The organism is Synechococcus sp. BSA11S, assembly GCF_014224355.1.
Lineage (GTDB): Bacteria > Cyanobacteriota > Cyanobacteriia > PCC-6307 > Cyanobiaceae > Regnicoccus_A.
This window is the reverse complement of the sequence record NZ_VNWP01000017.1, coordinates 22,778-45,820: the sequence shown is the minus strand read 5'-3', so window position 1 is coordinate 45,820 and position 23,043 is coordinate 22,778. Positions and strand designations below refer to the sequence as shown.

Here is a 23,043-nt window from a genome sequence, read left to right as displayed (position 1 = left end):
GCGATCTCGGCCACGCTCTCCCGGTTGGGCGGGCTCATGCGATTGCGGATCTCGGCCCGCATGGCCTGGTCATAGATCGGTTTCATGGTCCTCGGTTTGGCCCCCTGGTGGATGGGTCAGACCGAGCGGACTTCTTTCCTGACGCAGGGGGCCTTGAGCTTGCGGTTGATCTGCTCGGGTGTGTGGCGGATTCACTAGATGGCGATGTCCACAACCCAGTCTGGCCTGCTGAGGACTGTCATTCACCCTGGAGCGATCCCAGGAGCCACGCCAGCTCCTCTGCGTGGAGCGCCACCCACTCTCTTGAAGCCGCTCCCCCGCTAACACCGCAATACATCTGCGCCGGCCCGCCCAGACTTCCCTTCATTCGCACACGTCCCATGTCCTTCTTCTTTCCCGCGACAAGGCTCAAGACCCGTCAATGCTGGCTGGCCCTGTTTCTGCTTGGTGGCGGCCTGCTGCTGGCAAGCACGCGGGCAGCTGTTGGTGATCAACGAGGCGGGCCCCAGCTTGCAGCTGATAGCGGGAGACGGGTTGATCGAGATGGTGAATCAGCCTCACTACTGAACCAACAACGGCACGGAACCCGCCGAGATCGTGGTGGTTTACGCAGGGGTGAAGGGAAAGCAGATCACCGTGCTCGAACCCGTCCCTGCAGCCGATTTGACGCCTACCTCCCCAGCCTCAGGAGCGGTGGGCTGCCGGACAACCGGGTGATGGCCCCTCTCTAGGAAATACGCGTGCTGTTGCTTGAGCGCGCCAGGCCAGGGAACACCTGAGACGGACACCAAACGGAAGGTGCCCCAGACCAAAGCGGTCCCACCATCAGGTCCTCAGTGGAAGCCACGGACAACCGTTTCTGCAGGAATGGTCGTGCCACCCAAAGCGTGCCCTTGAATGGCTGCAGACCACCAGGTCTCAGCTGCGGCCCTCCGCCTGCGAGCACGATGCCCACCAACAACAAGACCGACGCCTGCCTCAGAACAGAGCGTGGTGCCTTGGTGTTCTGGGCGCCAGACCAGCAACCTCGGCGGTACAGCAGCCGGGTGCAGATCATCGACGTGTTCTCCCTGCAGGTGGCCACGGGATACAGCAGAGATCCGCAGGGCCGCCTGCTGCTGGAGGCGCAGACCTCGGTGGCGGCAGGACGCAGCTGGACGCTGGCCAAGGCCGCTCAGCTGATCCGCACCGACGCCCGCCCGCACCGTTGGGTGGCCTTGCAGATGGACAAGCGTGCCTGGGGACTGTTCTGGGCCGGCGGGGGGCTGCAGCGCTGCCGTGAGCTCCTTGCTGATCGGGTCAGTGATGCCGAGGCCATCCCCGTTCTCGTGCCGGCCACACCGGAAGCCGTGCTGCAGCTGATGCTCGACATGAAGCCGCATCAGCAGGTGATGACCAGCCGATCGTTGCGGCCGGAACCGGCACCTGAGGGAATGCCTCCAACGGCCTCGACAATGCCTGCAGTTGGCCCCAACCGCTGGCAGGTGGTGGGCTGCACTTCATTGGTTTGGCTGGTCGTGCTGGGCATCACCGTTGCCGGGTTCCTGGCCGTGCTGGAGCGACAGGATCGCAAGCTGGAACTGCTTCTGCAGCGCACTGCTCCTGCGGAGTCCATCCGCCCCTGATGCGGGGAGCCTTCCTCGTTGGGCTCATTTCTGTTGGGGCCCTGCTGCCGTGGCCGGCAATGGGGCAGATACGAACAGCCACGGTGCTCTCAATCGGGGATGGCGACACGATCCGCGTCAGGCAGGCGGGCCGAACGATCACGCTGCGGCTGGCCTGCATCGATGCACCGGAGCTGGCCCAGGCCCCCTACGGCCAGAAGGCCCGCGAGTATCTGCAGACTCGGCTGCCGATCGGCACACCGGTGATGCTGGCCATCAAAGCCACGGACCGCTTCGGCCGCACCGTGGCTGAGGTGATCGGCGAGATCAACCTGGGCCTGGCGATGGTGGAAGACGGCCAGGCCTTTGCCTACCGGAAGTACCTGGGCCAGTGCGACGAGAAGGAGTATCTGGGCGCGGAGTTCCGGGCCAGCCGGCGGCGTTACGGCGTCTGGCAGGTGCCCGGAGGGATGACGAGGCCCTGGGAGTTCAGGCGGGGTCGCCGCTGAGTTGTGACTCCGGCAGGCATACAGTGATTCTGGGACTTCAGTGGTCCATCGCCTTCATGGGTGCTCAGCGCAATCGGATCATGATTCGGCGAGGGTCCGCCCTTGGTTGCCTGCTCGCTCTGGCTCTGGCAAGTGCTGTGCTGCCTGGCTGCAGCAAGCAAAAGGAATCAACTGCGCCGAGCAGCCCGCCCGCAACCGCCGCCGATTCCGCCGGCATGCAGGCTGAGCAGCAGGGGGTGGTGCTGCGCTCCGGAGCCTTCGTTGATGGCGAGCATCCCACCACCGGAACAGTTCGGCTGCTGAAGCAGGGCGGCACCACGACACTCGAGCTGGATGGGGCCTTCAGCACCTCGACCAGCGGTCCCGATCTGGTGGTGGCCCTGCATCGCTCCGGCGATGTGATCGGATCCACCACACCTCCGGCGTTCCCGATCAACGAGGGGGATTACGTGGTGGTGGCGCCGTTGCAGAGCTACAGCGGCGCCCAGAGCTATGCCGTTCCTCCAGAGATCCAGACCGATGACTTCGAATCAGCTGTGATCTGGTGCAGGCGGTTCAATGCCACCTTCGCTGCCGCCAGGCTTGTGGCCAATTCCGATGGGGGCTCAGCACCCTGATTCAATGGAGTGCCGCAACTCCCCAGGCGGAACTGCGCTGTCTCCAGAGGGTGTGATCCCGCGCGGCGCCGCCGCTGAAAGACCGTTGGCACTCACCTGTGCAGCCGACCATCGATGCCGTGTGCAGTTCCAAGGCTTGAGGGGCTCTCACCCCAGTGGCGGTGCTGACAGTGACTCCTGGGGGATCAACAAGGGCTTGGCCTGGCAACGGTTTCACCGTAGAGACATGCTGGTTGCAGGCCGCATCCAGAGCGGGCAGCAACTACGTGAAGGCCAAGCGCATGCACATTGAAGGAAGGCGTCGGCCCAGAGGCCTGCGGGGTTGGCTGTCATTGGTGCTGGTGATGCTCACCTGCACCCTGATTGTGGTGACTCCGGCCGTCCAAGCCCAGATCCCCTTTGCCTCCAGCGACACTTCAGCCTCTGCCCCCAGAACGAAACCCTGGTGGGATCCCGCACAGGCCGAACGCTGTGGACGCCTGTGGTGCAGCCAGGTCTTGATCCCCTATTTCACTTTTGATGGAGAAAACAAAGATATTGTGGTGGCTATCGCTGCTGAGACAAATGTAGCGGAATCCGATTTGACTCGAACCGTGGAGCAACGATCCGAGACGATCGTGGAAAGCTTCGACGCCGTGCTCAACCAGCTGAGACGAAGCCTGGGCAGGTTCAGCCAGTCGAATGCAATCGACTGGTCAAAGCTGGACATGCAACAGGAGCATTCGCTCTGGTTCTGGCTGGCCAACACTCCCAAGCCATTGCATCCGCTCATCCCGAAGATCGACATTGGAAAACTGAACAACGCCACTGTGATCTTTGTCCTGGCAGATGAGGAGTTGGAACTCTCCCAGCAGATCCTCGCCACAGTCACCGACACCGATGCCCAGCACGCAGGATTGCCCAAAGAAGATTTGGCAACACGATGGAAGCAGACCTTTCAGTCGTCATTCAATTCGGCGGTGTGGGGACTCGAGTTCAACAGAGCTTTCCCCTTTGCCAGGCCCTTGCTGGTGCTCGCGATTCTGGCGGTCAGCTTCATCACGGTGTTCCTGCTCACGAGCCTACGGAGATTCTTCAGCCAGTGGCTTCGAGCCATCCAGGCCCGACTCAATGAGCTGGATGATCTGGCGAAACGTGCGGCGATGGCAAGCTCCGATTTCCCTGACCAAGCTTCTCCGATTCCTACCCATGTCGATCAACCCGAGGAGGATTGCCAGGACAGCAAGCAAACGCTGACGGCCAAGCCTTGGCGTGCTGAGGACCTCGGCAGCAAGATCCCGCTTGCCATCAATACTTTGACGAGGAGGAAAGATCTACTGACCCATCGGTTGTCAAGGCTGGAAATTGATCAGCGGATCTTGCTGCGACAGGTTCAGAGCGGCATGAGAGTTTTGGTTCAAATGCTGCAATTATTGCGCTTCAGCATGATCATTGCTGGAATCCTCGTCATCGTTCTGATCAAGCCTGATTTTCGTATCTTCGCCCTGGCACTGGCGCAACAGGCCGTGCTGATTCCGATCATCTGGATCGGGGTCTCGCTAGCGGAACTGTTGATCGACCTCAGCATCGATCACTCCTTGAACAAGTGGGTTAAGGATTCATTGGTTCAAGATCCATCCTCCAACCGCTATCAGTTGCGCGCCACCACCTACGCCAAGGTGTCAAAGGGTATTGGCAGAATGCTCTGTATCGTGTCGGGAATCTACATCACCATGATGGCCCTTGGGGTCGATCCCAGTGTGCTGGCAGGGGCCGGATTGATCGCCGTGGCCATCGGCTTTCTTTCAAGAGACCTGCTCGGAGATACAATCAATGGAATCCTGATCCTCGCCACGGATCGATTTGCCATCGGGGATGTGATCAACGTTGGTCCCTCTGGCGGATTTGTGGAAAACATGAACCTGTCGGCCACCCAGTTGCGCTCGGCCGATGGAGAGCTGATCACCATACCCAACCGTGAGATCCTCACCGTAGCCAATCTTTCCAAAGACTGGTCGAGGGTGAACTTTGAGGTGGATGTTTCCGCGTCAGCGGATCTCCGCCATGTCCTTGAGGTGGTGAAAGACGTTGCAGACCAGCTTGCTGCAGAACCCGACTGGAAGGAGCTGATTCTCCAGCCGATCGAGATTCTCGGGTTTGACCGGATCGAGCATTCCGGCAGCCAACTGCGCGTCTGGATCATGACCAAGCCCCTGAAGCAATGGCTTGTGGGGCGGGAGTTCCGGCTGCGTATCAAGCAGGCCTTCAAGGCCCATGGCATTGAACTGGGGATGCCGCACCGTCGGATCGACATGGTTCAGGGAACCCGGGACATCGGTTGAAGCCGCCCGCGCCTGGCGGATGTCGCCGGAGCTGATGCCCGTCCTCAGATCCGCCGCACCACCACCACGCCGCGGCTGAGGCCGGTGCTGCTGTCGGTGGTGCGGATCGCCTGCCAGAGATCGGCCAGGGGCACCCAGACCGACGGATAGCGGTAACGGGCCACATCAAGGATCAGCACCCGATCCGTCATGGCGTGGTAAGCAGCCAGCGGGGAGATGTGGCCGCCGCCGGCCTGCCCCACGGCCTTGCGGTGATAGTTCACGAGCAGGCGATCGCCACTCTGGCTGAGGTTGCTGCGCACCAGAAGTCGGAACTGGGCCAGGCTCAGCCGATCGCCGTGGATGGCCCGGGCCTGCACCCCAAGACTGGTCAGCAGGGCCCCCAGCTCCTGCAGGGTCATCCCCTGGCGGGCCACCACTTCGGGGCTGAGCACAGCCCGGGTGTCGGCGGCTTCGAACACGTTCTCCTGGGTCCAGAACCGGTAGCTGCCGTAGCCGGCTGCCGCCGGAGCCGGCACCGCCAGGCTGTTGAGCACCATCACCATGCTGGCCACGCCGCAATAGGCGAGGTTGGCCTGGGTGAGGAACTGCTCCGCCAGCGGTCCGTAGTCGGCGCGATCGACGCTCTGGAGCAACAGAGTCTGGCCTCGGGGTTCCGGCAGGGGGATCGTGGCCGCCGCTGCTTGGGCCAGGGCACCGGGCGGCGGTAGAGCCAGCAGTGCCAGGCCCAGAACAGCCGGCAGGGCAGTGCAGGGGCGGGATGCAGGCAGAGCCAGGGCGAGCAACCTAAGGTTCGCGCCAGTGTGGCCCCCCTTGATGGCCTTTGAGGTATCTGAGGCACGGATGCATGGCATCCGCTGGATTCTCACCAGTGCCTGGCTGCTGATCATCGTCTCCCTCTTCTACGACCCCTGGACGCCCCGCTTCACCGAAGCTGACCACCCCTGGAGCCCCCTGCGGCTGGGCGATGGCTGCGTGGACGTGCAGGGCGTCTGCCTGAGGGAGACCCCTTACCCCCTGGGCACCACCGTGTTCTGGGGTGTGGTGGTGCCGGCGGCGGTACTGATCCTGCTGCTGTTCGGCCATGAACTCTGGCGGCGGATCTGCCCCCTCTCCTTTCTTTCCCAGATTCCCCGGGCGCTGGGCTGGCAGCGCCAGCGCACCAAGGTCAACCCGCGCACGGGAGAGCGCCGCCAGCAGCTGGCCAAGGTGTCGGGCGACTCCTGGCTGGCTCGTCATTACTCCCAGCTGCAGTTCGGCTGGCTGTTCGTGGGCCTGTGCGGGCGGATCCTCTTCTTCAATGCTGACCGCCTGGTGCTGGCCGGCTGGCTGCTGTTCACGATCGCCGCCGCCATCGGCGTGGGCTGGCTCTACGGCGGCAAGGCCTGGTGCCAGTACTTCTGCCCGATGGCGCCGGTGCAGAGCGTCTATTCCACCCCGGCCGGCCTGCTGGGCAGCAAGGCCCACCTGAGCGAGAAGCCGATCACCCAGTCGATGTGCCGCACCGTGCTGGCCGACGGCAGTGAACAGAGCGCCTGCGTGGCCTGCCAGCAGCCCTGCATCGACATCGACGCCGAGCGCATGTACTGGTCGCGGCTGGGCACCCGGGAGTTCAGCTTCGAGCGCTATGCCTACGTGGGCCTGGTGGTGGGCTATTTCCTCTACTACTACCTCTATGCCGGCAGCTGGGAGTACTACTTCTCAGGCGCCTGGGTGCGCCAGAGCGATCAGTTGTCGCTGCTCCTGCGGCCCGGTCTGTTTCTCTTCGGCCAGAGCGTGAACGTGCCACGGCTGGTGGCGGTTCCGCTTGTGCTCGGGTTCTTCACCTGGCTGGGGGTGCGTGTGGGCCGCTGGATCGAGCGCGACAGCCGCATGGAACGGCATCAGATCTTCGTTCTGGCCACCTTTCTGGTCTTCAACTTCTTTTTTCTGTTCTCCGGTCGCCCCCTGCTGCTGCTGCTTCCCGGCTGGGTGCAGACCCTTTTCGATGCCGTGGTGGTGGGGGTGAGCAGTCTCTGGCTCTACCGCTCCTGGGAGCGCAGTGCCGATCTGCACCAGCGTGAGAACCTGGCCAGCCGCTTCCGCCGCCAGTTGCAGAAGCTCGACCTCGATGTGGGGCGCTACCTCGATGGACGGCAGCTGGCCGACCTCAGTCCCCATGAGGTGTATGTGCTCGCCAAGGTGCTGCCGAGCTTCACTCGCGAGAAGCGCCAGCAGGTCTACAAGGGGGTGGTGCGTGAGGCCCTGCAGGAGGGTTACACCAATGCCTCCAGCAGCCTGGAGGTGCTGCGGCAGATGCGACGGGAGATCGGCATCACCGACGAAGAGCACGGCCTCCTGCTCGAAACCGTGGGGGTGGAGAACCCGGACCTGCTCGATCCCGACGGACGCCGCAGCCTCGAGGATCAGATCCGCCTGAGTGGCTACAGCAAATCTCTGGAGCGGCTGATGACGCTCAAGAGCCGTCAGGCGGACCCGGAGACGATCCGCCACCTGCGCAACCAATACTCCATCACCCCGGAGGAGGAAGCCAGCGTGCTCGAAGGACTCGCCCCACCAACCGACGGGCTGCAGAAGCTGGAGGCGATGCTGCCGCGGTTCTCAGAACTCCGCAAGGCCCGCCGGAGCCTGCTGCAGCCCTCGCTGGCAGACCAGCCGCTGGTGCGAGATCTGCTGGCCGAGTCCCTGCTGCAGCGGCAGGACCTCAGTGTGCGCGCCATGCTCGGCGTGCTCTGCGAGCTCAAGGATCAGCCGGAAGCCCTTGAATGGGCGGCCCGGCTGCAGGCCCTCAGACCAGTCAATCTGCTCCTGGTGCTGGCGGAGGACGGCTGGGAAGAGCAACTCTCTGCTCCCGTGCTGGCGATCCTGCAGCAGAAGCCGAATGGCGGCTCCGTTGGTCCTACCTCATTGTCGCGAGCTGACACCCTGGCCAGCCTTGAAGGCCTGCTGCAGGAGCGCACCCCCCTGCTGCGGGCCGGCGCCCTTTTCCTGCTGGCACGGCTTGATCCCGGTCGGGCCCGTTTCCTGGTCAGTGACCTCGAGCCCAGCGCTGCTCCGGTTCCTCTGAGCGAAGTGCTCAGGGCCCTGGCAGAGCCGTCGGCGCCGCTTCCTGAGCTCCACGACCTGCCTGAGCTGGAGATGCGCGCGCACCTGGCCGCCAGCGATTTCTTCCGCGGCACCAGCCACGCCAGCCTGGAGCAGCTGGCGGCAGTCTCGGAGCTGCGCCGCTTCGGCGCCGGGGAGCTGATCACAGAAACCGGCGACACCTGCCGCGAACTGCTGCTGCTGATCAGTGGCAAAGCAGCCGTGCAGTATCAGGAAGCCGGTGGCATCCGCCTTGATCCGCTCAAACCCGGCCAGGTGCTGGATGAGCTGGAGGTGCTGAGCCACAGCGCCTCGGAGAACACGATCGTGGCGGAAGAGGAGGGCACCCGGCTGCTGGCGGTTCCGGTGGATGGCTTCGATGCGGTGCTGGAGCGTGACCCAGACTTCGCCCGGCGTGTGCTGCAGCTGGAGAGTCGTCACCTGCAGAGCCTGATGCGCTCCCTGCAAAGTTGAGGGAGTCAGTCGCGGCGTCCATCGGCGGGAGGAACCACATCCCAGTGGTGCCGGGCCAGCAGGGCCAGGGCCTGCTCTGAATTCAGCAGCTTGGCCTGGTGGTAGCCGCCGGTCACCCCACCCTTGCGGTCCCGCAGCAGCAGTGCCCGGTCATGGCCAGGGGCGCGGCTCATGCGGCGGACCAGCAGGGTGGGAAACTCCATCAAGTTGTTGTCACGGGAACCTGCCGAGCCTCAATCAACCGCAGATCCCCGCATCGGCCAGCCCCTCAGGAGCAGATGTGACGGATCAGGTCGAGGCATTTGCAGGAGTAGCCCCATTCGTTGTCGTACCAGGCCACCACCTTCACAAAGGTGTCGGTGAGGGCGATGCCGGCGCCGGCGTCGAACACCGAGGTGCAGGTTTCGCCGAGAAAGTCTGAGGAGACCACCTCGGCTTCGGTGTAGCCCAGCACGCCGGCCATGGGGCCCTCGGCGGCGGCCTTCATGGCGGCCTTGATGGCCTCGTAGCTGGTGGGGCTCTCCAGATTCACGGTGAGATCCACCACCGACACGTCCGGGGTGGGCACCCGAAAGGCCATGCCCGTGAGCTTGCCGTTGAGGGAAGGGATCACCTTGCCCACGGCCTTCGCGGCGCCCGTGGAGGAGGGAATGATGTTCTGGCCGGCACCCCGACCGCCACGCCAGTCCTTGGCGGAGGGGCCATCCACGGTCTTCTGGGTGGCTGTCGTCGCATGAACGGTGGTCATCAGCCCGTCGCGGATGCCGAAGCTGTCGTGGAGCACCTTGGCGATCGGAGCCAGGCAGTTGGTGGTGCAGGAGGCGTTCGAGACGATCTCTTCGCCGGCGTAGGCGTGGTGGTTGACCCCCATCACGAACATCGGTGTGTCGTCCTTGGAGGGGGCCGAGAGCACCACCTTCTTGGCGCCCGCCTCGAGATGGGCCCTGGCGGTGGCGGCGGTGAGAAACAGGCCGGTGGATTCGAGCACCACCTCGGCGCCCACAGCTCCCCAGTTCAGGGCCGCCGGATCCCGCTCGGAGGTCACCCGGATCGTCTTGCCGTTGACGATCAGCTGGCCGTCGCGCGTTTCCACCTCGCCGCGGAAGCGGCCGTGGGTGGAATCGTGGCGGAGCATGTAGGCGATGTAATCCAGCTCGATCAGATCGTTGATCGCCACCACATCGATCCCCTCGATCTCGAAGCTGCGGCGAAACACCAGCCGACCGATCCGTCCGAATCCGTTGATCCCCAGTGCAATCGCCATCTCGGCTCCCCTGATTGGTTGTGCTGCAGCCGTTCACCCTACCGGCTGCCCCCTGGAGAGCTCCGGCTTCAGCCCAGCCAGTTGAGGAAGCGCTGGATCACCACGGCGTTGCTGATGTCCACGAAGAAGCCCGACACCAGCGGCACGATGATGAACGCCTGGGGAGATGCTCCATAGCGGTGACTCACCGCCGCCATGTTCGCCATGGCGGTGGGGGTGGCCCCCAGGGAGAACCCGCCGAAGCCGGAGCAGATCACTGCGGCGTCGTAGCTGCCGCCCATGGCGGGGAACACCACCATCACCGCGAACAGCAGGGCCACCAGGAACTGGGCGGCCAGAATGATCAGGATCGGTCCCGCCAGCTCGGCGATCGTCCAGAGCTGAAGGCTCATCAGCGACATGGTCAGAAAGATCCCCAGGGACATCTCCGACATCAGCCCCAGCGAACGGCTCTGCGCTGGCCAGATCAGGCGGGGGATCAGCCGCGGCACCATGTTGGTGAGCAGGATCGCGCTGAACAGGGCGCAGACGAACAGGGGCAGGTTGCTGCCCATCGCTTTCAGGGCCTCATGCAGCGCCTCCCCCAGAGCCAGGCTCATGTTCAGCCAGAACAGGGTGCGCAGCAGGCTGAAGAAATCCACCGGCCGCGGATCGACAGGCGTGTCGGCCCGCTCGCCGAGCCCGCTGGCGGGAGTGGAGCGCAGCTGATGGCGGCGGATCAGGAAGCGGGCCACAGGGCCTCCCATCAACGACGCCAGCACCAGGCCCAGGGTGGCGCAGGCGATGCCGATCTCCATGGCGTTGCCGATGCCGTAATCCGTGGCGAAGCGGGGCGCCCAGGCGATGGCCGTGCCGTGACCCCCCAGCAAAGACACCGACCCCCCCAGCAGTCCCTTCAGGGGGTCGCCTCCCAGCAGGCTGGCGACGCCGACACCGGTGAGGTTCTGCAGGATCATGAAGGCCACGGTCAGGACCACCAGCACCAGGAGCGGCCGACCACCGGCCAGCAGGGTCTTGACGTCGGCGTTGAGGCCGATCGTCGCGAAGAAATAGAGCAGAAGGAAATCCCTGGTGGCGAGGTTGAAGTTGATCTCCAGGCCACTCACGGCATGCACCAGGGCCAGCAGCACGCACACCAGCAGGCCACTGCTGACCGGTTCCGGAATGTTGAACTGCCGCAGCACAACAAAGCGCTGGTTCAGCCAGCGGCCGATCGCCAGCACCACGATGGCGATGTTGAACGTGGCGAAACTTCCGATCTCCAACCTGATCAACCATGCCCTGAGCGGGGAAGCCTATCGGTGGGGACCGGCTCAAAATGGCGCGACAAGACTCCGCCCGATGACCAGCCGATGGCCCTTCGCCCTGGCCCTGCGGGCGGCTCCCCTCGGTGGCTCTGCTGGTGTGGACCCAGTCAGCTGCTGTGAGATCCCCTTGACCTGAGCATCGAGCTCCGGGCTTGGAGGCCCTGATCACGGCGGAGCTGGTGAGCAATCTGTTCAGGCTCGATGGCCGCTCAGGCTGGCTGGAAGGGGTTCTGCTCCTGGTGGCCTCTGTGATTCTGGCGGGAGGTCTTTACTTTCAGGACCTATGAATTGTGCATCCAAGCTATGCTGATTTCTGAGGAATCCTGTTGGTGAGTCCAGTTTTGTCGGTGAAACGTCTGCTCCCGCTGCTTCAGCTGCTTGCCGGTCTGACCCTGGCCGCACCGGCGTCAGCCTCCCTGCTCGACTCGGTGGCCGCCTCGGGTGTTCTGGTGGGGGGCACCAGCCGGGATGCCTTTCCCTTTGCCTACCAGAACGAGTCGGGCGAGTTGGTGGGCTACTCGATCGACATGATGAACCTGATCAGGGAGGAGATCGAGCGCCAGACAGGTCGACCGATCACCCTGAAGCTGGTGCCCCTCGAGACCGATCAGCGCCTCCCCAGCCTGGTGTCGGGAGAGGTCAACCTGGTCTGCGACGCCAGCAGTTTCACCTGGAGCCGCGATGAGACGGTGGATTTCTCGGTGAGTTACGGGATCACCGGCACCCAGTTGCTGGTGCCCCGCGATTCAGGTCTTTCCTCGCCGGAATCGCTGGCGGGCAAGCGGGTGGGCGCCCTGCCCCGCACCACCAGCGTCCTGGCTGTGGGTCGTCGTCAGCCTGCCGCCTCCGTGGTGCTGCTCAAGGACCGCCAGGCCGGCTACGAGGCGCTCCAAGCCGGCCGCATCGATGCCTTTGCCGACGACGGCATGCTCCTTTACGCCTGGCTGCAGCGCCAGGGCGGTCAGACCCCCTTCGAGGTGTCGGCGGACACCTACTCCAGGGAAGGGATCGCCTGCATGTTGCCTCAGAACAATTCGGCGTTTCAGCGGGTGGTGGATCTGGCCCTGATTCGCTTCATGCAGGGGTTCCTGCGCCAGCAACCCAGGGAGAAGGGGATCTTCGATCGTTGGTTCGGCCCCCAGGGGAAGACTCCCCTCACTCAGGATGTCACCGGGCTGTTCACCGAAACCATGCAGTTGATGGTTGACTTCAAGGAGGAACTTCCCACCAGTCCCTGAGGCGATCTCGATCCACCTCTGCCATTTCTTTGCGTTGACGACCATGCTGAGAGCTCTGGGCGGCTTCAGTGCCCTTCTGTTGCTGGGAGCCCAGCCAGCCGCCGCCGGATCGATCTCGGCCGATTCGATCATCGACCAGGACAGCGCCCTGCAGGAGGCAACCCAGCAGGTTCCCCAGGGAGCCAAGGTCACTGGCAGCCGTTGCCAGCAGATCGTGATGCCCGGCGACAGCTTCCGCTACCGCTGCAGCGTGGAGTACAGCACCTCCCCACCTGCAACGACACTCACTCCTTAGGTTCCCGCCCATCCCGATGCCCCAGGATCCCGACGATCTCGAGCTGGCCGCTTCCTCGCGACCGATGGGCCTGCGTGTCCTGGCCGGGGTGGGGGCTCTGGCCTTCGTCCTGATCGGGGTGAACCTGGCGGTGGTGGTGGTGCGCCTGATCGTGGCTCCAACCCCGGAGCCCAGGCCTCGCCCTCTCCCACCCACAGCCGCCACCGTTTCAGCGCCCTTGTCGCGCGATCGGGCGTAGGAGTGCAGCATGGGAGCTGCCTTCAGGAGTGCCCATGTCTGCCTGGCTGCTGGCCCTGGCCATCACGGCGGTGCCCCCCGTGTCGACACCTTCCCTGCTGGCGCAGCAGCAGCCCAAAGCCGCCGATTGGCGCGTGTATGGCCCCCTGACCATCGACTGGGCCAACTGGCAGCTGATGGACGGCAGCCTGGTGACCCGCAGCCGCAATGCCAAGAAGCAGCTTTTTTATCTCTCGGTGAACTGCAAGGCGGCTCAGATCAACGTCACCGGTGCCGGGATGACCTGGAAAGGCTGGGAGAAGCCCAAGGCCGGCTTCGAGACCAGGCTCCTGAGCGAAGCCTGCGCCAGCGCCGGGCCCTGAAGCCCAACCCTGGCCAGGGGTCTCCAACCAGCGTCAACGGGCAGGCTGCCAGTCATCAGGCGGTTCCACTTTGCTGGTCTCGGCCAGGGAGGGGAACGTGCTGCGGGTGAGTGCCAGCACCTCCTCGCGCACCCGGGAGCGGAAAGCTGCGGCGGCTTCGGGGTCGAGCACCGGGTAGCTCATGGGGTTCTCGGCCGCCTCTGAACGCAAAGACTTCCAGCTGGCGCTGCCGCTTTGCCGAAGGGTCTCCAGAGCAGCAGGGAAATCGAAGGCCAGGGTCTCGCCGTCCTTGGCGGCCTCCTCGATCCAGCGCTCCCTTACCGGCGTGAGAGCCCTGGCCCTGAGGGTGTCGGGCAGGCCAAGCACAGGTTCGTAGTAGGCCAGGGCGCGGAGCTCTTCTTCCAGAACGATCGGCCAGGCCCCGACGCGGCCGTTCTCGAGGTCCATCTCGACGGGGCTGCTGCGCATGGCCTCGAGATGGGAGGCCAGCCAGCGGTAGTGGGATTTGTCCTGGATCGTCTTGCGCCCCGCTCCCTTGCCATGGGCCGCCCTCTTGGGAAGCGCCGCCTCGGCCTGACGCAGGAAGTCCCGATCCTCCCGTTCCAGGTTGATCGCACCCCAGCGTTGGCGGTACTCCCAGAGCTCCTCGTACTTTCTGAGATCCTCGGCCGACCAGCCCAGGGCCTTCAGTTCGTCAACCCGGTTGTCGCTGCCCTTCAGCACCCAATGATCTGTCGCACTGGAGGCAGAGTACGCGGCCTGGCTCAGCGGCCAAGCAGATTCAGGCTCTCCAGCAGGGTTCTGTGCCGAGCGATCGGCACGAAGCCATGGGCGGCCATCGCCCCACTGACCGCCACAGGGGGCACACCGATGCCGGGGAAAATCCCCGCTCCGCAGAGGCTCAGCCCCTCGATCGGAGTCGATCCGGAGGGAAAGACGCCCTGGTCGGCTCCCAGGGCCGGCCCGTAGCTGCCCTGATGCACCCGCAGGAAGCGCGCATGGGTGCGGGGCGTGCCGTGGAGTTCGATCACCAGCCGTTCCTCCAGATCAGGCACGATCGTGCCGAGCACCTGGCGGAACAAGCCACAGCGTTCCCGCTTGAGTCTCTCGTAGGCCTCCGTTCGCGGCTCCAGGTCGCGCCACAGCTCCCAGGGTTCATTGGCCGGGGTGTAGCCGTGGAGCACCTGGTGACCCTCCGGAGCCAGGGAGGAATCCAGCAGCGAGGGCATCGAGAGCACCAGCACATTGCGCTCGGCGCCGATGCCCCGCTGCCAGTCGCCCACCCAGACGTGATGCACGGGAAGGTTCTGGAGGCCATCACCGCGCAGGCCCATGTGCAGATGCAGGAAGCTGGCGCAGGCCGGGGTGGCCTCCCGCTGCTGACGCCAGCGGGAATTGAGGGATCCGGGCGGCAGCAGGCTGAGGGTGTCCCAGGGGCTGGCGTTACTCACCACACCCCGCCGGGCGCGGATCTGCCGCCCGTCCTCGAGGCGGACGCCCCGGGCGGCTCCTCCCTCCAGCGTGATCTCGGCCACGGCGCTGCTGGTGTGGAGTTCTCCTCCATGGCGCTGCAGGCCCCGCACCAGGGCCGCCACCACCGCTGGGCTCCCGCCGAGGGGGTATTCGAGGCAGGCGCCGGGGTCAAACCAATCGGCGAACAGGGTCGCCATGGCTGCTGCGCTGGTCTGATCCATCGGCAGGCCGGAGATCAGGAAACAGAGCAGATCCACCCAATGGAGCAGAAAGGGATCGCGCAGGTGGCGGCGTGCCATCGGACCGAAGGCACCCCCGAGGGCGGCCAGCTTCGGGGCCAGCCGGGCCAATCGGGCGGAGCGGCGGGCACCGAGAACGCCGGCCATACCCAGGCCCGGGCGCATCGCCAGCAAGGGGAGGGCCAGGGCGGCTTCGCTGTAGGGCTGGAGCCAGGCCATGAAGGCGCTCCATTCATCGGCGGCGGCCACCCCCCGCAGTTCGGCGACCGTGGCGCGGAAGGGATCGGGGCCCACCCCGATCCGCAGCGGTCCCTCCGGCAACAGCAGTCCCCAGTCGTGGTATGTGGCAACCGGCACTGTTTCGCCGAGCGCCCGCAGGACCTGGGCCAGGGGGTTGGTGCTGGGCCAGCGGCCCAGGCCGCTCCAGAGGGAGGGTCCCGACTCGAACCGGAAGCCGCGTCGCTCGAAGCCATGGGCCGCGCCGCCTGCTCGATCGTGGGCTTCCAGCACGATCACCTCGAGGCCATGCAGAGCAGCCAGTCCTGCGCAGCAGAGCCCGCCCAGGCCGCTGCCGATCACGACCAGATCACAACGGGAGGAGGGGGCGGCCAAGGACAGCGCGCTGGGAGCTGATTCTGATGATGGAGAGCCGTGCCAACCAGGGAGACTTGTAATGATCCGCAACAATGTGTTACAGTTCTCTCAACAACACGAGGACCCAATGGCCCAAGCCACCGCCACCGCTCCTGTGACCGCCAGCGAACGCGCCACCATCCGCGGCGCCACCGTCACCACCGAAGACGGCGGTCGCCTCAATGCCTTCGCCACCGAACCCCGCATGGAAGTGGTGAGCGCCGAGAGCGGCTGGGGCTTCCATGAGCGTGCCGAGAAGCTGAATGGCCGGATGGCCATGCTGGGTTTCATCGCGCTGCTGGCCACTGAATTCGCCCTGGGTGGTGAGGCCTTCACCCGCGGGCTGCTCGGCATCGGCTGAGCCTGATACCAAACGGGCCTGATGCCCGACGTTTCTGTTGCCATGCCGTTGCTTGGTTTCCTTCTGGCCGTCCTTGTTCTGGGCGGCTTTTCTGGTTCAGCCGCCTGGGCCGTCTCGGAACAGAGTTATCTCTGCGCCGGAGACACACTCGTGGCAACCGCCCACGCCGGAGCCGTTGATGCTGTGGGAATTCCCAACACCAGCGCAGGCACTGCCCCGGGGGCCTTTGTTGTGTTGCGCTGGCGCGACCTGAGCCTGCAGCTGCCCAGGAGCAACTCCAGCGGACCACCCTCCTACTCCGATGGCAAGTGGTTCTGGGGGGTCGACGACCCAGAGCATCCCAGATTCAGCCTGCTGGTGGGATCCAGGGAAAACTTCTCCTGCAGCCGCTGAAACAGGATCTTCAGCCCAGCCGCCAGTCACCCATCTGAGCCATGGCCGCCTCGGCGGCATTCAGCTCTCGTTCGGTGTCGAGCCAGCCCTCATGTCCGAACGGCAGACTCTGAATCTGTCCTTCAAGGCAGGCCTGAAGTGTTTCCAGACGGCTGCGCAGCGCTTCGACCCTGGAGCGCTTCAACCAGATCGGTTGGCCGGTGAGAGAACAGTGCTTCATCGCTGCAGACATGCGGATGAGGGGTTGGACAGGAACGATGGCCAGGCAGCTCCGGTCAACCCGGACCGCGCTCATACGGCTCCTGTGACGCTGACAAGGTTGGCACAAGCACGGCGTCTGGATTCCTGCCCCTTAAGACTTTCTTCATACAGCAAGCCCATGCCCGTCTCCAGTCCTGAACTGCTTGCGTCTCTGGGCTGGCGCTATGCCACCAAGAAGTTCAACAGCCAGCGGCGGATTTCCTCCGAAATCTGGGACGCACTCGAGCAAGCCCTGGTGCTCACCCCATCGTCGTACGGCCTGCAGCCCTGGAAGTTCCTGGTCATCGACGACCCGGCCCTGCGCGCTGCCTTGCAACCGTTCTCCTGGAACCAGGCCCAGATCACCGAGGCTTCTCACCTGGTGCTGTTCCTGGCACGACGCAGCATCGAGGAGAGCGATCTCGACCGTTTGATCGCCGCCACTGCTGAGGCCCGAAAGCAATCGCCCAAGCAGCTCGCGTTCTATCGCGGCTGATCCACAAGGACCTGGTGGCGGGTCCCCGCAGCGCCCACATCGCCACCTGGGCAAGCAATCAGACCTACATCGCCCTGGGCAACTTCATGACAGCGGCAGCTCTGCTGGGGGTGGACACCTGCCCGATCGAAGGCTTCTCCCCGCCCGACTACGACCGGCTGCTCTCCCTTGACGGCACCCCATACCGCAGCTGCGTGGTCTGCGCCGCCGGCCACCGCAGCCCCGACGACAAATACGCCAGCCTTGCGAAGGTGCGGTTCCCCAGACCCGAGCTGATCGAGCACCGCTGAGCAGGGAGCGACTTCCAAGCAAACCCTCAGCGGAAGCGGTCGCTGAAGCGGTTCGCCAGGGCGTTCATCGCCAGCAACAGCACCCCCACCCCCACGAACACAACCCCCTTCAGGCCCAGGTCGGCCCCGGCCAGGTCGATCACCAGCAGTCGCAGCAGGCAGACCCCAAGTCCGGCCAGGGCCAGATGGCGCAGGGGATTGTGGCGCAACCAGGCCGCCAGGGCGAACACCAGCAAGGCCTGGGCCGACCAGAGCAACGTCAGCAGGCCCGGATCGAAACGCCAGTAGATCGCCAGGGCGAGACCCACCAGCATCGGTAGATCGACGGCCAGCAGCGGCTGCCTCTCGAGCCGCTGAAGCAGACCCGTGGCCCCGGCAAGTCCCCTGGGCACCGCCAGGTCTCCCCTGGGCTCCTGCCGGTGCTGGAGGACGACGAAGGCGATCTGCAGCAGCACCGCCAGAGCGATCTGCAGCTGATCGCCGGCACTCCAGCCGCTCCCATCGAGGCGGAGGCGACGCAGGGAGAGCACCAGCTGAAGCAGGCCGAACCAGCTGATCGGCAGCGCATACAACCCGGCCCGGGGCTCGAGCGATCGACCCCAGCGTTGGCCCACCAGCCCCAGGGCCATCAGGGACCAGGCCAGCGTCCGCGCCGGGCGGGCGAGCTCCCAGAGGAGGAGCAGGTTGAGATTGATCAGGACCGCCTCCAGCAGGTACGGGCGCAGCGTCTTCCAGCCGGGATAGCCGTTCAGGGGAGAGTTGCTGCTGGATCGCCGCCAGCGCAGCAGCACCGCCAGGCCCAGCCACTCCAGCGGCCATCTCCAGGGGATTCCCCCCAGCTGCTCCGTGGCAGGCAGTACCCAGACGGGCCAGACCATCAGCACGGCCAGCAGGTATCCAGACCCCACCACCAACAGGGTCTGCGCCGTGCGCGCGGACGCCCGGCCGGCCAGATCCGCCATCGGCAACGCCATCAGCAACCAGGCCGCGGCGGGCAGCAGCGGCGAGAGCGGAGCGAGCAGCAGCTGAGCGGCCAGCCCCAGATCCGCCGCCAGCAGCACGATCGCCAGCTGGCGACCACCCCCCCGGGCCCCGGCCCGAAGCAACAGCCACCCCTGCAGCAGCAGGGGCAGCAGCCTCAGGCTTGCGGGTCCGGCCTGCCAGGGGGCCGCCACCAGCAGGCTCACCCAGGAGAGCCCATGCACCGCCAGGCCAGCGCCCTGGACACCCGCCAGCACCCCCGGGGCCGGCACCCGGCTGGCCAGCAGAACCAACCCCCCCAGCGCCAGCAGGGCCAGCCACTCCATCGACCCGTCCGCCAGAGCCTGCACCGCCGCACTGACCACCAGCCCGGCGCTGAGCCAGCCCAGGCTCGGCCTCGGTCGGGCCAGATCCACTGAGGCGGCCGCAGCCGCGGCAGTCCCCAGCAACAGGATGGTGGCGTTCTGGCTGCTGCTGGGTCCGATCGCCGGGATCAGCCCCACCAGGGCCAGCAGGCCACCGAACCCCAGGCTCAGAGCCCAGCTGATCTGTGCCCACCAGCCATCGGTCCCATCGCTGGCGATGCGCAGGAACACCAGGGAGGCCAGCAGCACCGCCAGCAGCAGGACCAGCCCGTTCGCCAGCAGTGGCCCCAGGCTGAACAGTGCGGTGATCACCAGCACCTGTCCGATCAGCCGATCGGACAGTGGCAGCCAGTGCTGGCTCGCGCGGTCCGAGCGGCGCGCCAGAGCCAGCACGACCAGAGCGGCCAGGCCGCAGCCCAGGGACCGACCGAGAGGACCCGGTGGATAGACCAGCAGAGCCAGCCCCAGGGCCAGCCAGTTGGTGAGCAGCGCCAGCAGCGGCAACCCCATGCGTGAAGCTGGCCGGTCCCCGCGCCCATGCACCGCCAGCACGCCGGCTCCGAACACCACCACGGCGGCGGCCAGACCCACAGGACGCAGACCCTCGTTGCGAAAGGGCAGATCGGTCTGGAAATACCAGATGAGGTGGTGCAGCGCCGCGGCACCACTCACGGTCAGCAGCTCCCCATCCCAGCGGCGGCGCAGGGCCAGGCCCAGACCGATCAGGGCGATGGCGCTGGCGATGGCCAGGGCCATCGCCGAGGGGGGCACGATCGCCAGGGGCACCAGCGTCAGCACCAGATGGGCTGCGGCCAGCGCCTGTCGCCGCGAACGCCAGGCCAGCAGGAGATTCAGGCCGATCCCCAGCAGCAACAGCGCCAGGGCCGGCAGAGGCTCCTGGATCCACTGGAGCCCGAGGCCGGGCAACCCTCCCGCCGCAGCGCAGGCCAGCAGGGTGATCGCCCCCGCCGCGCTGCGGATCCACTCGGAGAGATCCCGCCAGCTGGGCCGGCGGGCCAGCCAGAAGGAGAGCCCTGCCAGGCCTGCAGCGGCCATCAGGGTGAGCAGGAACCGCTGGGCAGGACCCAGTCGGTAGACGCTGTGCAGCAGCAGAAAGGTGACACCGGCCACCACCGCCGCCGCACCCAGCCGGCCGGTCCAGTTCTCGACGCCCTGCTCCAGCCGTCGCACGAACGAGGGTCCCCGGCGAGAGGGAACGGGCGATGGCGCAGGGGATGGCTCCGGTGCTGGGGCCAAGCCGACGGAGCCGAGAGTTGCCTCAGGCCGCTCCACCACCGGCAGCTCCACTCCCTCCAACCGATCCAGACGTGCTTCGAGCCGCTCCAGTCGCTGCAGCAGCTGATCCGTTTCAGCCCCGCGCAGGCTCCCCCGCCGGCTTCGGCTCAGCAACCTGCCCAGACCGAGCACCGCCACCACCGGCAGCAGAACGGTGAGCCCGATCAGGACGAGCAGCGTGAGCACAAACTCGATCACGGTTCCTGGCTCTGGGTTCCAGCCCAGAGATTCAGGGATGGAACCCCGGCGACTTGGCATCCGCAGGGCGTGCCTGCAGGATCGGTGGGAGAGAGAAGGGTCAGGGGCATGCAGGAGACGGGACCACGCTGGCTGGTGCCGGGCGACTGGGACGGGCTTCTGGGACTCGGACTGGACAACCTGATCCAGATCCTGCTGATCCTCGGCCTCTGCCGGGGCGTGCTGGGTTACCCCGATGCACTGATCTTCGGCGTGATCCTGCCGGCCACGGGCGTGAGCCTGGTGGTGGGCAACGCTGCCTATGCCTGGCAAGCCCATCGACTGGGGCAACGGGAGGGCCGCGCCGACCGCACCGCCCTGCCCTACGGCATCAACACCGTGAGCCTGTTTGCCTATGTGTTTCTGGTGATGCTGCCCGTCAAGCTCACGGCCGTGGGACAGGGCCTGAGCGACGCGGAGGCCGTGCGCCTCTCGTGGCAGGCGGGGATGATGGCCTGCCTGGGCTCCGGATTGATCGAAACCTCGGGGGCCTGGTGTGTCGGGGCTCTCCGCCGCTGGTTGCCGCGGGCAGCCCTGCTCTCCACTCTGGCCGGCATCGCCCTGGGCTACATCGCGCTGGGCTTTCTGCTGCGCACCTATGCCCAGCCGGTGGTGGGGCTGGCAGTGCTGGCTGTGATCCTGCTCACCTACTACGGGAACCTGCGCCTGCCGTTGCCCGGCGGCCTGCTGGCGGTGCTGCTGGGGATTGCTCTGGCGGCGACCACCGGCCTGCTGCGCCTTGATCCGATCAGCTGGCAGGCCAATGCCACCCAGGTGGGCTGGCACCTGCCGAGCCCCCGGCTGGGGGCGCTCTGGCAGGCCCGCGATCAGCTGCTGCCCTGGATCGGTGTGATCGTGCCGATGGGACTGTTCAACGTCCTCGGTTCGCTGCAGAACCTGGAGAGCGCCGAGGCCGCCGGCGACCGCTACCCGGTCAAGGGATCGCTGCTGATCAATGGCGTGGGCACGGTCGCGGCGGCTCTGCTGGGCTCCTGCTTCCCCACCACCATCTACATCGGCCATCCCGGCTGGAAGGGGATGGGCGCCAGAATCGGCTACTCCTGGCTGAACGGGATGGTGATGGGCCTGGGCTGCCTGTTCGGCCTGTTCGGACTGGTGGGCCAGTTGGTGCCGATCGAGGCCGGCATGGCGATCGTGCTCTACATCGGCATCGTGATCGCCGCCCAGAGCTTCCAGGCCACCCCGGCCGCCCACGCCCCGGCCGTGGTGCTTGGGATGCTGCCGGGGCTGGCGGGCTGGGGTGCCCTGCTGCTCAAAGCCGGGCTGCGGGCCGGCGGTACCGGCGGAACGGGGCCTCCCTTCGGGCCCGCGGTGCTGCTCCCTTTGCAGCAGGCCGATGTCTGGGCGGCGGGAGCCTTCGCCCTCGAGCAGGGGCAGATCGTGGCTGCGATGCTGCTTTCAGCACTGCTGGTGTACGTGATCGAGCAGCGCTTCCTGGCGGCTTCGGCCTGCGCGGCTCTGGCGTGCGTGGGTTCCTGGTTCGGGCTGATCCACGCCTGGCGTTTCACCCCCGCCGACACCGCCCTGAATCTGGGCTGGGGGACCGGTGCCGACTGGGCCCTGGGCTACCTGGCGATGGCGGCGGTGTTCGCTGCGGCGGCCTGGGGGCACCGGCGCTCGCTCACCCGGTGACGCTCCACTCGGTGACGCTCCACCACGTTGATGATCCAGACAGCCCGGGCGGCTCTACAGCAGAGATAGATCCCCCGGAAGGCCCATGTTCCTCAAATACCGTCCCGACGGCTGCCTGGTGGAGGTGCTCGACATCAAACAGCTGATGGATCCCTTCGCCGGCTCCGTGACCGCGCGCTTCCATGCCGGCGAGGAGCTCCAGGAGCCGCAGGCATTCAGCAAGACCGAGCTGGTGTTCCCCTCAGATGAGGTGATGCCCCGCTGCTGGCTTGACCCGGCCTACCACCAGGGCTGAATGCGGCGCACGCTGTTGATCAGTGGCGCCAGCCGCGGCATCGGCCGGGCCATCGCCATGCGCCTGGCGGCTGAGGGTCACCGCCTCAGCCTGGGGGTGCGCGCGCCCGAGCGTCTCGCGGGCACGGCGCTGGAGGGCTCTCCTCAGGTGTTGCTGCACCCCTATGAGGCCACCGACCCATCCAGTGCCGAAGCCTGGGTGGCGGACACGATCGAGCGCTTCGGCGCGATCGACGGGCTGATCCACTGCGCTGGGGTGTTCTCCCGCACCGGGCTGCTGTTCAGTGCGGCGGAGGCGGCAGAGCCGCAGCGGCTCTGGAACGTGAACCTGATGGGTCCCTGGTGGTTGACACGGGCGGCCTGGCCCTGGCTGGCCCGCAGCGGCGAGGGTCGCATCATCACCCTGGTGTCCATGAGCGGCAAGCGGGTGAAGGGGAGCCTGGCCGCCTACCCCGTCAGCAAGTTCGCCCTGATGGCTCTCTGCGAGAGCATGCGCCAGGAGGGCTGGGAGTCGGGCATCCGGGTCACGGCCATCTGTCCGAGCTGGGTGAACACCGAGATGGCGGCAGCGGTGACGGCCATCCCCCCGCTGGCGATGACCCAGCCCGAGGATCTGGCCGCCCAGGTGAGCCTGCTGCTGGCTCTGCCGGCCAGTGCCGTGCCCTTCGAGCTCGCCATCAGTTGTCAGCGCGAGCACTGAGGTGTCAGCGCGAGCACTGAGGTGTCAGCGCGAGCACTGAGGGACGACGCTGCGCAAGGATGCGTGGCTCGAACGGGGCG

The 23,043-nt window shown here is 66.0% G+C and carries 25 protein-coding genes; 17 read left to right on the top strand and 8 right to left on the bottom strand.

What is annotated here, in order from left to right; genetic code table 11:
- Positions 1-947 precede the first annotated feature (947 nt).
- The 4 genes from FPZ61_RS13130 to FPZ61_RS15935 all read left to right on the top strand — a co-directional run bounded on the left by FPZ61_RS13130 (position 948) and on the right by FPZ61_RS15935 (position 5,051).
- Positions 948-1,625 carry a hypothetical protein gene (locus FPZ61_RS13130; protein WP_185467032.1) on the top strand — a complete coding sequence of 226 codons (678 nt, stop codon included), beginning with the start codon at positions 948-950 and terminating at the stop codon, positions 1,623-1,625.
- Between the two features lie 59 nt (positions 1,626-1,684).
- A complete protein-coding gene (locus FPZ61_RS13125) occupies positions 1,685-2,113 on the top strand; it encodes a thermonuclease family protein (protein ID WP_255441617.1) in 429 nt (142 codons plus the stop codon).
- A 215-nt stretch (positions 2,114-2,328) separates the two neighbouring features.
- On the top strand, positions 2,329-2,730 hold the full coding sequence (locus tag FPZ61_RS13120) for a DM13 domain-containing protein (RefSeq protein WP_221630162.1): 402 nt from the start codon (positions 2,329-2,331) through the stop codon (positions 2,728-2,730).
- Between the two features lie 266 nt (positions 2,731-2,996).
- Positions 2,997-5,051 (top strand): mechanosensitive ion channel family protein, encoded by a 2,055-nt coding sequence (locus tag FPZ61_RS15935; RefSeq protein ID WP_185467029.1) that lies wholly within the window; start codon positions 2,997-2,999, stop codon positions 5,049-5,051.
- Positions 5,052-5,095: 44 nt separating this feature from the next.
- Here FPZ61_RS15935 and FPZ61_RS13110 read toward each other — a convergent pair whose 3' ends face one another.
- Complete coding sequence (locus FPZ61_RS13110) at positions 5,096-5,836, bottom strand: phytochelatin synthase family protein (protein ID WP_255441616.1); 741 nt, start codon at positions 5,834-5,836, stop codon at positions 5,096-5,098.
- A gap of 31 nt (positions 5,837-5,867) precedes the next feature.
- On the opposite strand from FPZ61_RS13110, the gene FPZ61_RS13105 reads away from it, so the two are divergent.
- Positions 5,868-8,609 (top strand): cyclic nucleotide-binding domain-containing protein, encoded by a 2,742-nt coding sequence (locus FPZ61_RS13105; RefSeq protein ID WP_185467027.1) that lies wholly within the window; start codon positions 5,868-5,870, stop codon positions 8,607-8,609.
- A gap of 5 nt (positions 8,610-8,614) precedes the next feature.
- Here FPZ61_RS13105 and FPZ61_RS13100 read toward each other — a convergent pair whose 3' ends face one another.
- The 3 genes from FPZ61_RS13100 to gltS all read right to left on the bottom strand — a co-directional run bounded on the left by FPZ61_RS13100 (position 8,615) and on the right by gltS (position 11,138).
- On the bottom strand, positions 8,615-8,812 hold the full coding sequence (locus FPZ61_RS13100; protein ID WP_185467026.1) for a hypothetical protein: 198 nt from the start codon (positions 8,810-8,812) through the stop codon (positions 8,615-8,617).
- Between the two features lie 65 nt (positions 8,813-8,877).
- Complete coding sequence (gap, locus tag FPZ61_RS13095; RefSeq protein WP_185467025.1) at positions 8,878-9,873, bottom strand: type I glyceraldehyde-3-phosphate dehydrogenase; 996 nt, start codon at positions 9,871-9,873, stop codon at positions 8,878-8,880.
- Positions 9,874-9,941: 68 nt separating this feature from the next.
- Positions 9,942-11,138 (bottom strand): sodium/glutamate symporter, encoded by a 1,197-nt coding sequence (gene gltS / locus FPZ61_RS13090; RefSeq protein ID WP_185467024.1) that lies wholly within the window; start codon positions 11,136-11,138, stop codon positions 9,942-9,944.
- A gap of 194 nt (positions 11,139-11,332) precedes the next feature.
- Here gltS and FPZ61_RS15635 point away from each other — a divergent pair, with 194 nt between their 5' ends.
- The 5 genes from FPZ61_RS15635 to FPZ61_RS13070 are packed head-to-tail and all read left to right on the top strand — an operon-like array spanning position 11,333 to position 13,312.
- On the top strand, positions 11,333-11,467 hold the full coding sequence (locus tag FPZ61_RS15635; RefSeq protein WP_255441615.1) for a hypothetical protein: 135 nt from the start codon (positions 11,333-11,335) through the stop codon (positions 11,465-11,467).
- Between the two features lie 42 nt (positions 11,468-11,509).
- Positions 11,510-12,418, top strand: a complete 909-nt coding sequence (locus FPZ61_RS13085) for an amino acid ABC transporter substrate-binding protein (protein ID WP_370593460.1) — start codon at positions 11,510-11,512, stop codon at positions 12,416-12,418.
- Between the two features lie 43 nt (positions 12,419-12,461).
- Positions 12,462-12,713 (top strand): hypothetical protein, encoded by a 252-nt coding sequence (locus tag FPZ61_RS13080; RefSeq protein WP_185467023.1) that lies wholly within the window; start codon positions 12,462-12,464, stop codon positions 12,711-12,713.
- 16 nt (positions 12,714-12,729) lie between these two features.
- On the top strand, positions 12,730-12,951 hold the full coding sequence (locus FPZ61_RS13075) for a hypothetical protein (RefSeq protein ID WP_185467022.1): 222 nt from the start codon (positions 12,730-12,732) through the stop codon (positions 12,949-12,951).
- Positions 12,952-12,985: 34 nt separating this feature from the next.
- Positions 12,986-13,312, top strand: a complete 327-nt coding sequence (locus tag FPZ61_RS13070; RefSeq protein WP_185467021.1) for a hypothetical protein — start codon at positions 12,986-12,988, stop codon at positions 13,310-13,312.
- 33 nt (positions 13,313-13,345) lie between these two features.
- Here FPZ61_RS13070 and FPZ61_RS13065 read toward each other — a convergent pair whose 3' ends face one another.
- Both FPZ61_RS13065 and FPZ61_RS13060 read right to left on the bottom strand, forming a co-directional pair.
- Positions 13,346-14,035: a hypothetical protein gene (locus tag FPZ61_RS13065; protein WP_185467020.1), complete on the bottom strand. Its 690-nt coding sequence runs from the start codon at positions 14,033-14,035 to the stop codon at positions 13,346-13,348.
- Between the two features lie 41 nt (positions 14,036-14,076).
- Positions 14,077-15,636, bottom strand: coding sequence for an NAD(P)/FAD-dependent oxidoreductase (locus FPZ61_RS13060; RefSeq protein ID WP_185467019.1), 1,560 nt, complete (start codon positions 15,634-15,636; stop codon positions 14,077-14,079).
- A gap of 109 nt (positions 15,637-15,745) precedes the next feature.
- Between FPZ61_RS13060 and FPZ61_RS13055 the strand changes: the two genes are divergently transcribed.
- Positions 15,746-16,018 carry a high light inducible protein gene (locus FPZ61_RS13055; protein WP_185467018.1) on the top strand — a complete coding sequence of 91 codons (273 nt, stop codon included), beginning with the start codon at positions 15,746-15,748 and terminating at the stop codon, positions 16,016-16,018.
- 21 nt (positions 16,019-16,039) lie between these two features.
- Positions 16,040-16,411, top strand: a complete 372-nt coding sequence (locus FPZ61_RS13050) for a hypothetical protein (protein ID WP_255441614.1) — start codon at positions 16,040-16,042, stop codon at positions 16,409-16,411.
- A 10-nt stretch (positions 16,412-16,421) separates the two neighbouring features.
- Here the strand turns inward: FPZ61_RS13050 and FPZ61_RS13045 are convergent, their stop codons facing one another.
- On the bottom strand, positions 16,422-16,631 hold the full coding sequence (locus tag FPZ61_RS13045; RefSeq protein WP_185467017.1) for a hypothetical protein: 210 nt from the start codon (positions 16,629-16,631) through the stop codon (positions 16,422-16,424).
- A 159-nt stretch (positions 16,632-16,790) separates the two neighbouring features.
- Between FPZ61_RS13045 and FPZ61_RS15630 the strand changes: the two genes are divergently transcribed.
- Together FPZ61_RS15630 and FPZ61_RS15625 are read left to right on the top strand one after the other, a co-directional pair.
- On the top strand, positions 16,791-17,147 hold the full coding sequence (locus FPZ61_RS15630; RefSeq protein WP_255441613.1) for a nitroreductase family protein: 357 nt from the start codon (positions 16,791-16,793) through the stop codon (positions 17,145-17,147).
- Between the two features lie 14 nt (positions 17,148-17,161).
- The gene (locus FPZ61_RS15625; protein ID WP_370593459.1) at positions 17,162-17,437 is read left to right on the top strand and encodes a nitroreductase family protein; all 276 of its coding nucleotides are present in this window, start codon (positions 17,162-17,164) and stop codon (positions 17,435-17,437) included.
- Between the two features lie 26 nt (positions 17,438-17,463).
- On the opposite strand, the gene FPZ61_RS15810 is transcribed toward FPZ61_RS15625, so the two are convergent.
- The gene (locus tag FPZ61_RS15810; protein ID WP_185467016.1) at positions 17,464-20,277 is read right to left on the bottom strand and encodes a hypothetical protein; all 2,814 of its coding nucleotides are present in this window, start codon (positions 20,275-20,277) and stop codon (positions 17,464-17,466) included.
- Between the two features lie 108 nt (positions 20,278-20,385).
- Between FPZ61_RS15810 and FPZ61_RS13030 the strand changes: the two genes are divergently transcribed.
- The 3 genes from FPZ61_RS13030 to FPZ61_RS13020 all read left to right on the top strand — a co-directional run bounded on the left by FPZ61_RS13030 (position 20,386) and on the right by FPZ61_RS13020 (position 22,963).
- Positions 20,386-21,969, top strand: a complete 1,584-nt coding sequence (locus tag FPZ61_RS13030; RefSeq protein WP_185467015.1) for an NCS2 family permease — start codon at positions 20,386-20,388, stop codon at positions 21,967-21,969.
- An 85-nt stretch (positions 21,970-22,054) separates the two neighbouring features.
- Positions 22,055-22,264: an acetyltransferase gene (locus tag FPZ61_RS13025; RefSeq protein ID WP_185467014.1), complete on the top strand. Its 210-nt coding sequence runs from the start codon at positions 22,055-22,057 to the stop codon at positions 22,262-22,264.
- The gene (locus tag FPZ61_RS13020; RefSeq protein ID WP_185467013.1) at positions 22,265-22,963 is read left to right on the top strand and encodes an SDR family NAD(P)-dependent oxidoreductase; all 699 of its coding nucleotides are present in this window, start codon (positions 22,265-22,267) and stop codon (positions 22,961-22,963) included.
- Positions 22,964-23,043: the final 80 nt, after the last annotated feature.

Coding starts and splice junctions, on each gene's coding strand:
- FPZ61_RS13075 (WP_185467022.1), top strand. CDS start 12,730: ATGCCCCAGGATCCCGACGATCTCGAGCTGGCCGCTTCCTCGCGACCG.
- FPZ61_RS13105 (WP_185467027.1), top strand. CDS start 5,868: ATGGCCTTTGAGGTATCTGAGGCACGGATGCATGGCATCCGCTGGATT.
- FPZ61_RS15630 (WP_255441613.1), top strand. CDS start 16,791: ATGCCCGTCTCCAGTCCTGAACTGCTTGCGTCTCTGGGCTGGCGCTAT.
- FPZ61_RS13020 (WP_185467013.1), top strand. CDS start 22,265: ATGCGGCGCACGCTGTTGATCAGTGGCGCCAGCCGCGGCATCGGCCGG.
- FPZ61_RS13125 (WP_255441617.1), top strand. CDS start 1,685: ATGGGGCAGATACGAACAGCCACGGTGCTCTCAATCGGGGATGGCGAC.
- FPZ61_RS13100 (WP_185467026.1), bottom strand. CDS start 8,812: ATGGAGTTTCCCACCCTGCTGGTCCGCCGCATGAGCCGCGCCCCTGGC.
- FPZ61_RS13055 (WP_185467018.1), top strand. CDS start 15,746: ATGGCCCAAGCCACCGCCACCGCTCCTGTGACCGCCAGCGAACGCGCC.
- FPZ61_RS13080 (WP_185467023.1), top strand. CDS start 12,462: ATGCTGAGAGCTCTGGGCGGCTTCAGTGCCCTTCTGTTGCTGGGAGCC.
- gap (WP_185467025.1), bottom strand. CDS start 9,873: ATGGCGATTGCACTGGGGATCAACGGATTCGGACGGATCGGTCGGCTG.
- FPZ61_RS13030 (WP_185467015.1), top strand. CDS start 20,386: ATGCAGGAGACGGGACCACGCTGGCTGGTGCCGGGCGACTGGGACGGG.
- FPZ61_RS13130 (WP_185467032.1), top strand. CDS start 948: ATGCCCACCAACAACAAGACCGACGCCTGCCTCAGAACAGAGCGTGGT.
- FPZ61_RS13050 (WP_255441614.1), top strand. CDS start 16,040: ATGCCCGACGTTTCTGTTGCCATGCCGTTGCTTGGTTTCCTTCTGGCC.
- FPZ61_RS13120 (WP_221630162.1), top strand. CDS start 2,329: ATGCAGGCTGAGCAGCAGGGGGTGGTGCTGCGCTCCGGAGCCTTCGTT.
- FPZ61_RS13070 (WP_185467021.1), top strand. CDS start 12,986: ATGTCTGCCTGGCTGCTGGCCCTGGCCATCACGGCGGTGCCCCCCGTG.
- FPZ61_RS13025 (WP_185467014.1), top strand. CDS start 22,055: ATGTTCCTCAAATACCGTCCCGACGGCTGCCTGGTGGAGGTGCTCGAC.
- FPZ61_RS13045 (WP_185467017.1), bottom strand. CDS start 16,631: ATGAAGCACTGTTCTCTCACCGGCCAACCGATCTGGTTGAAGCGCTCC.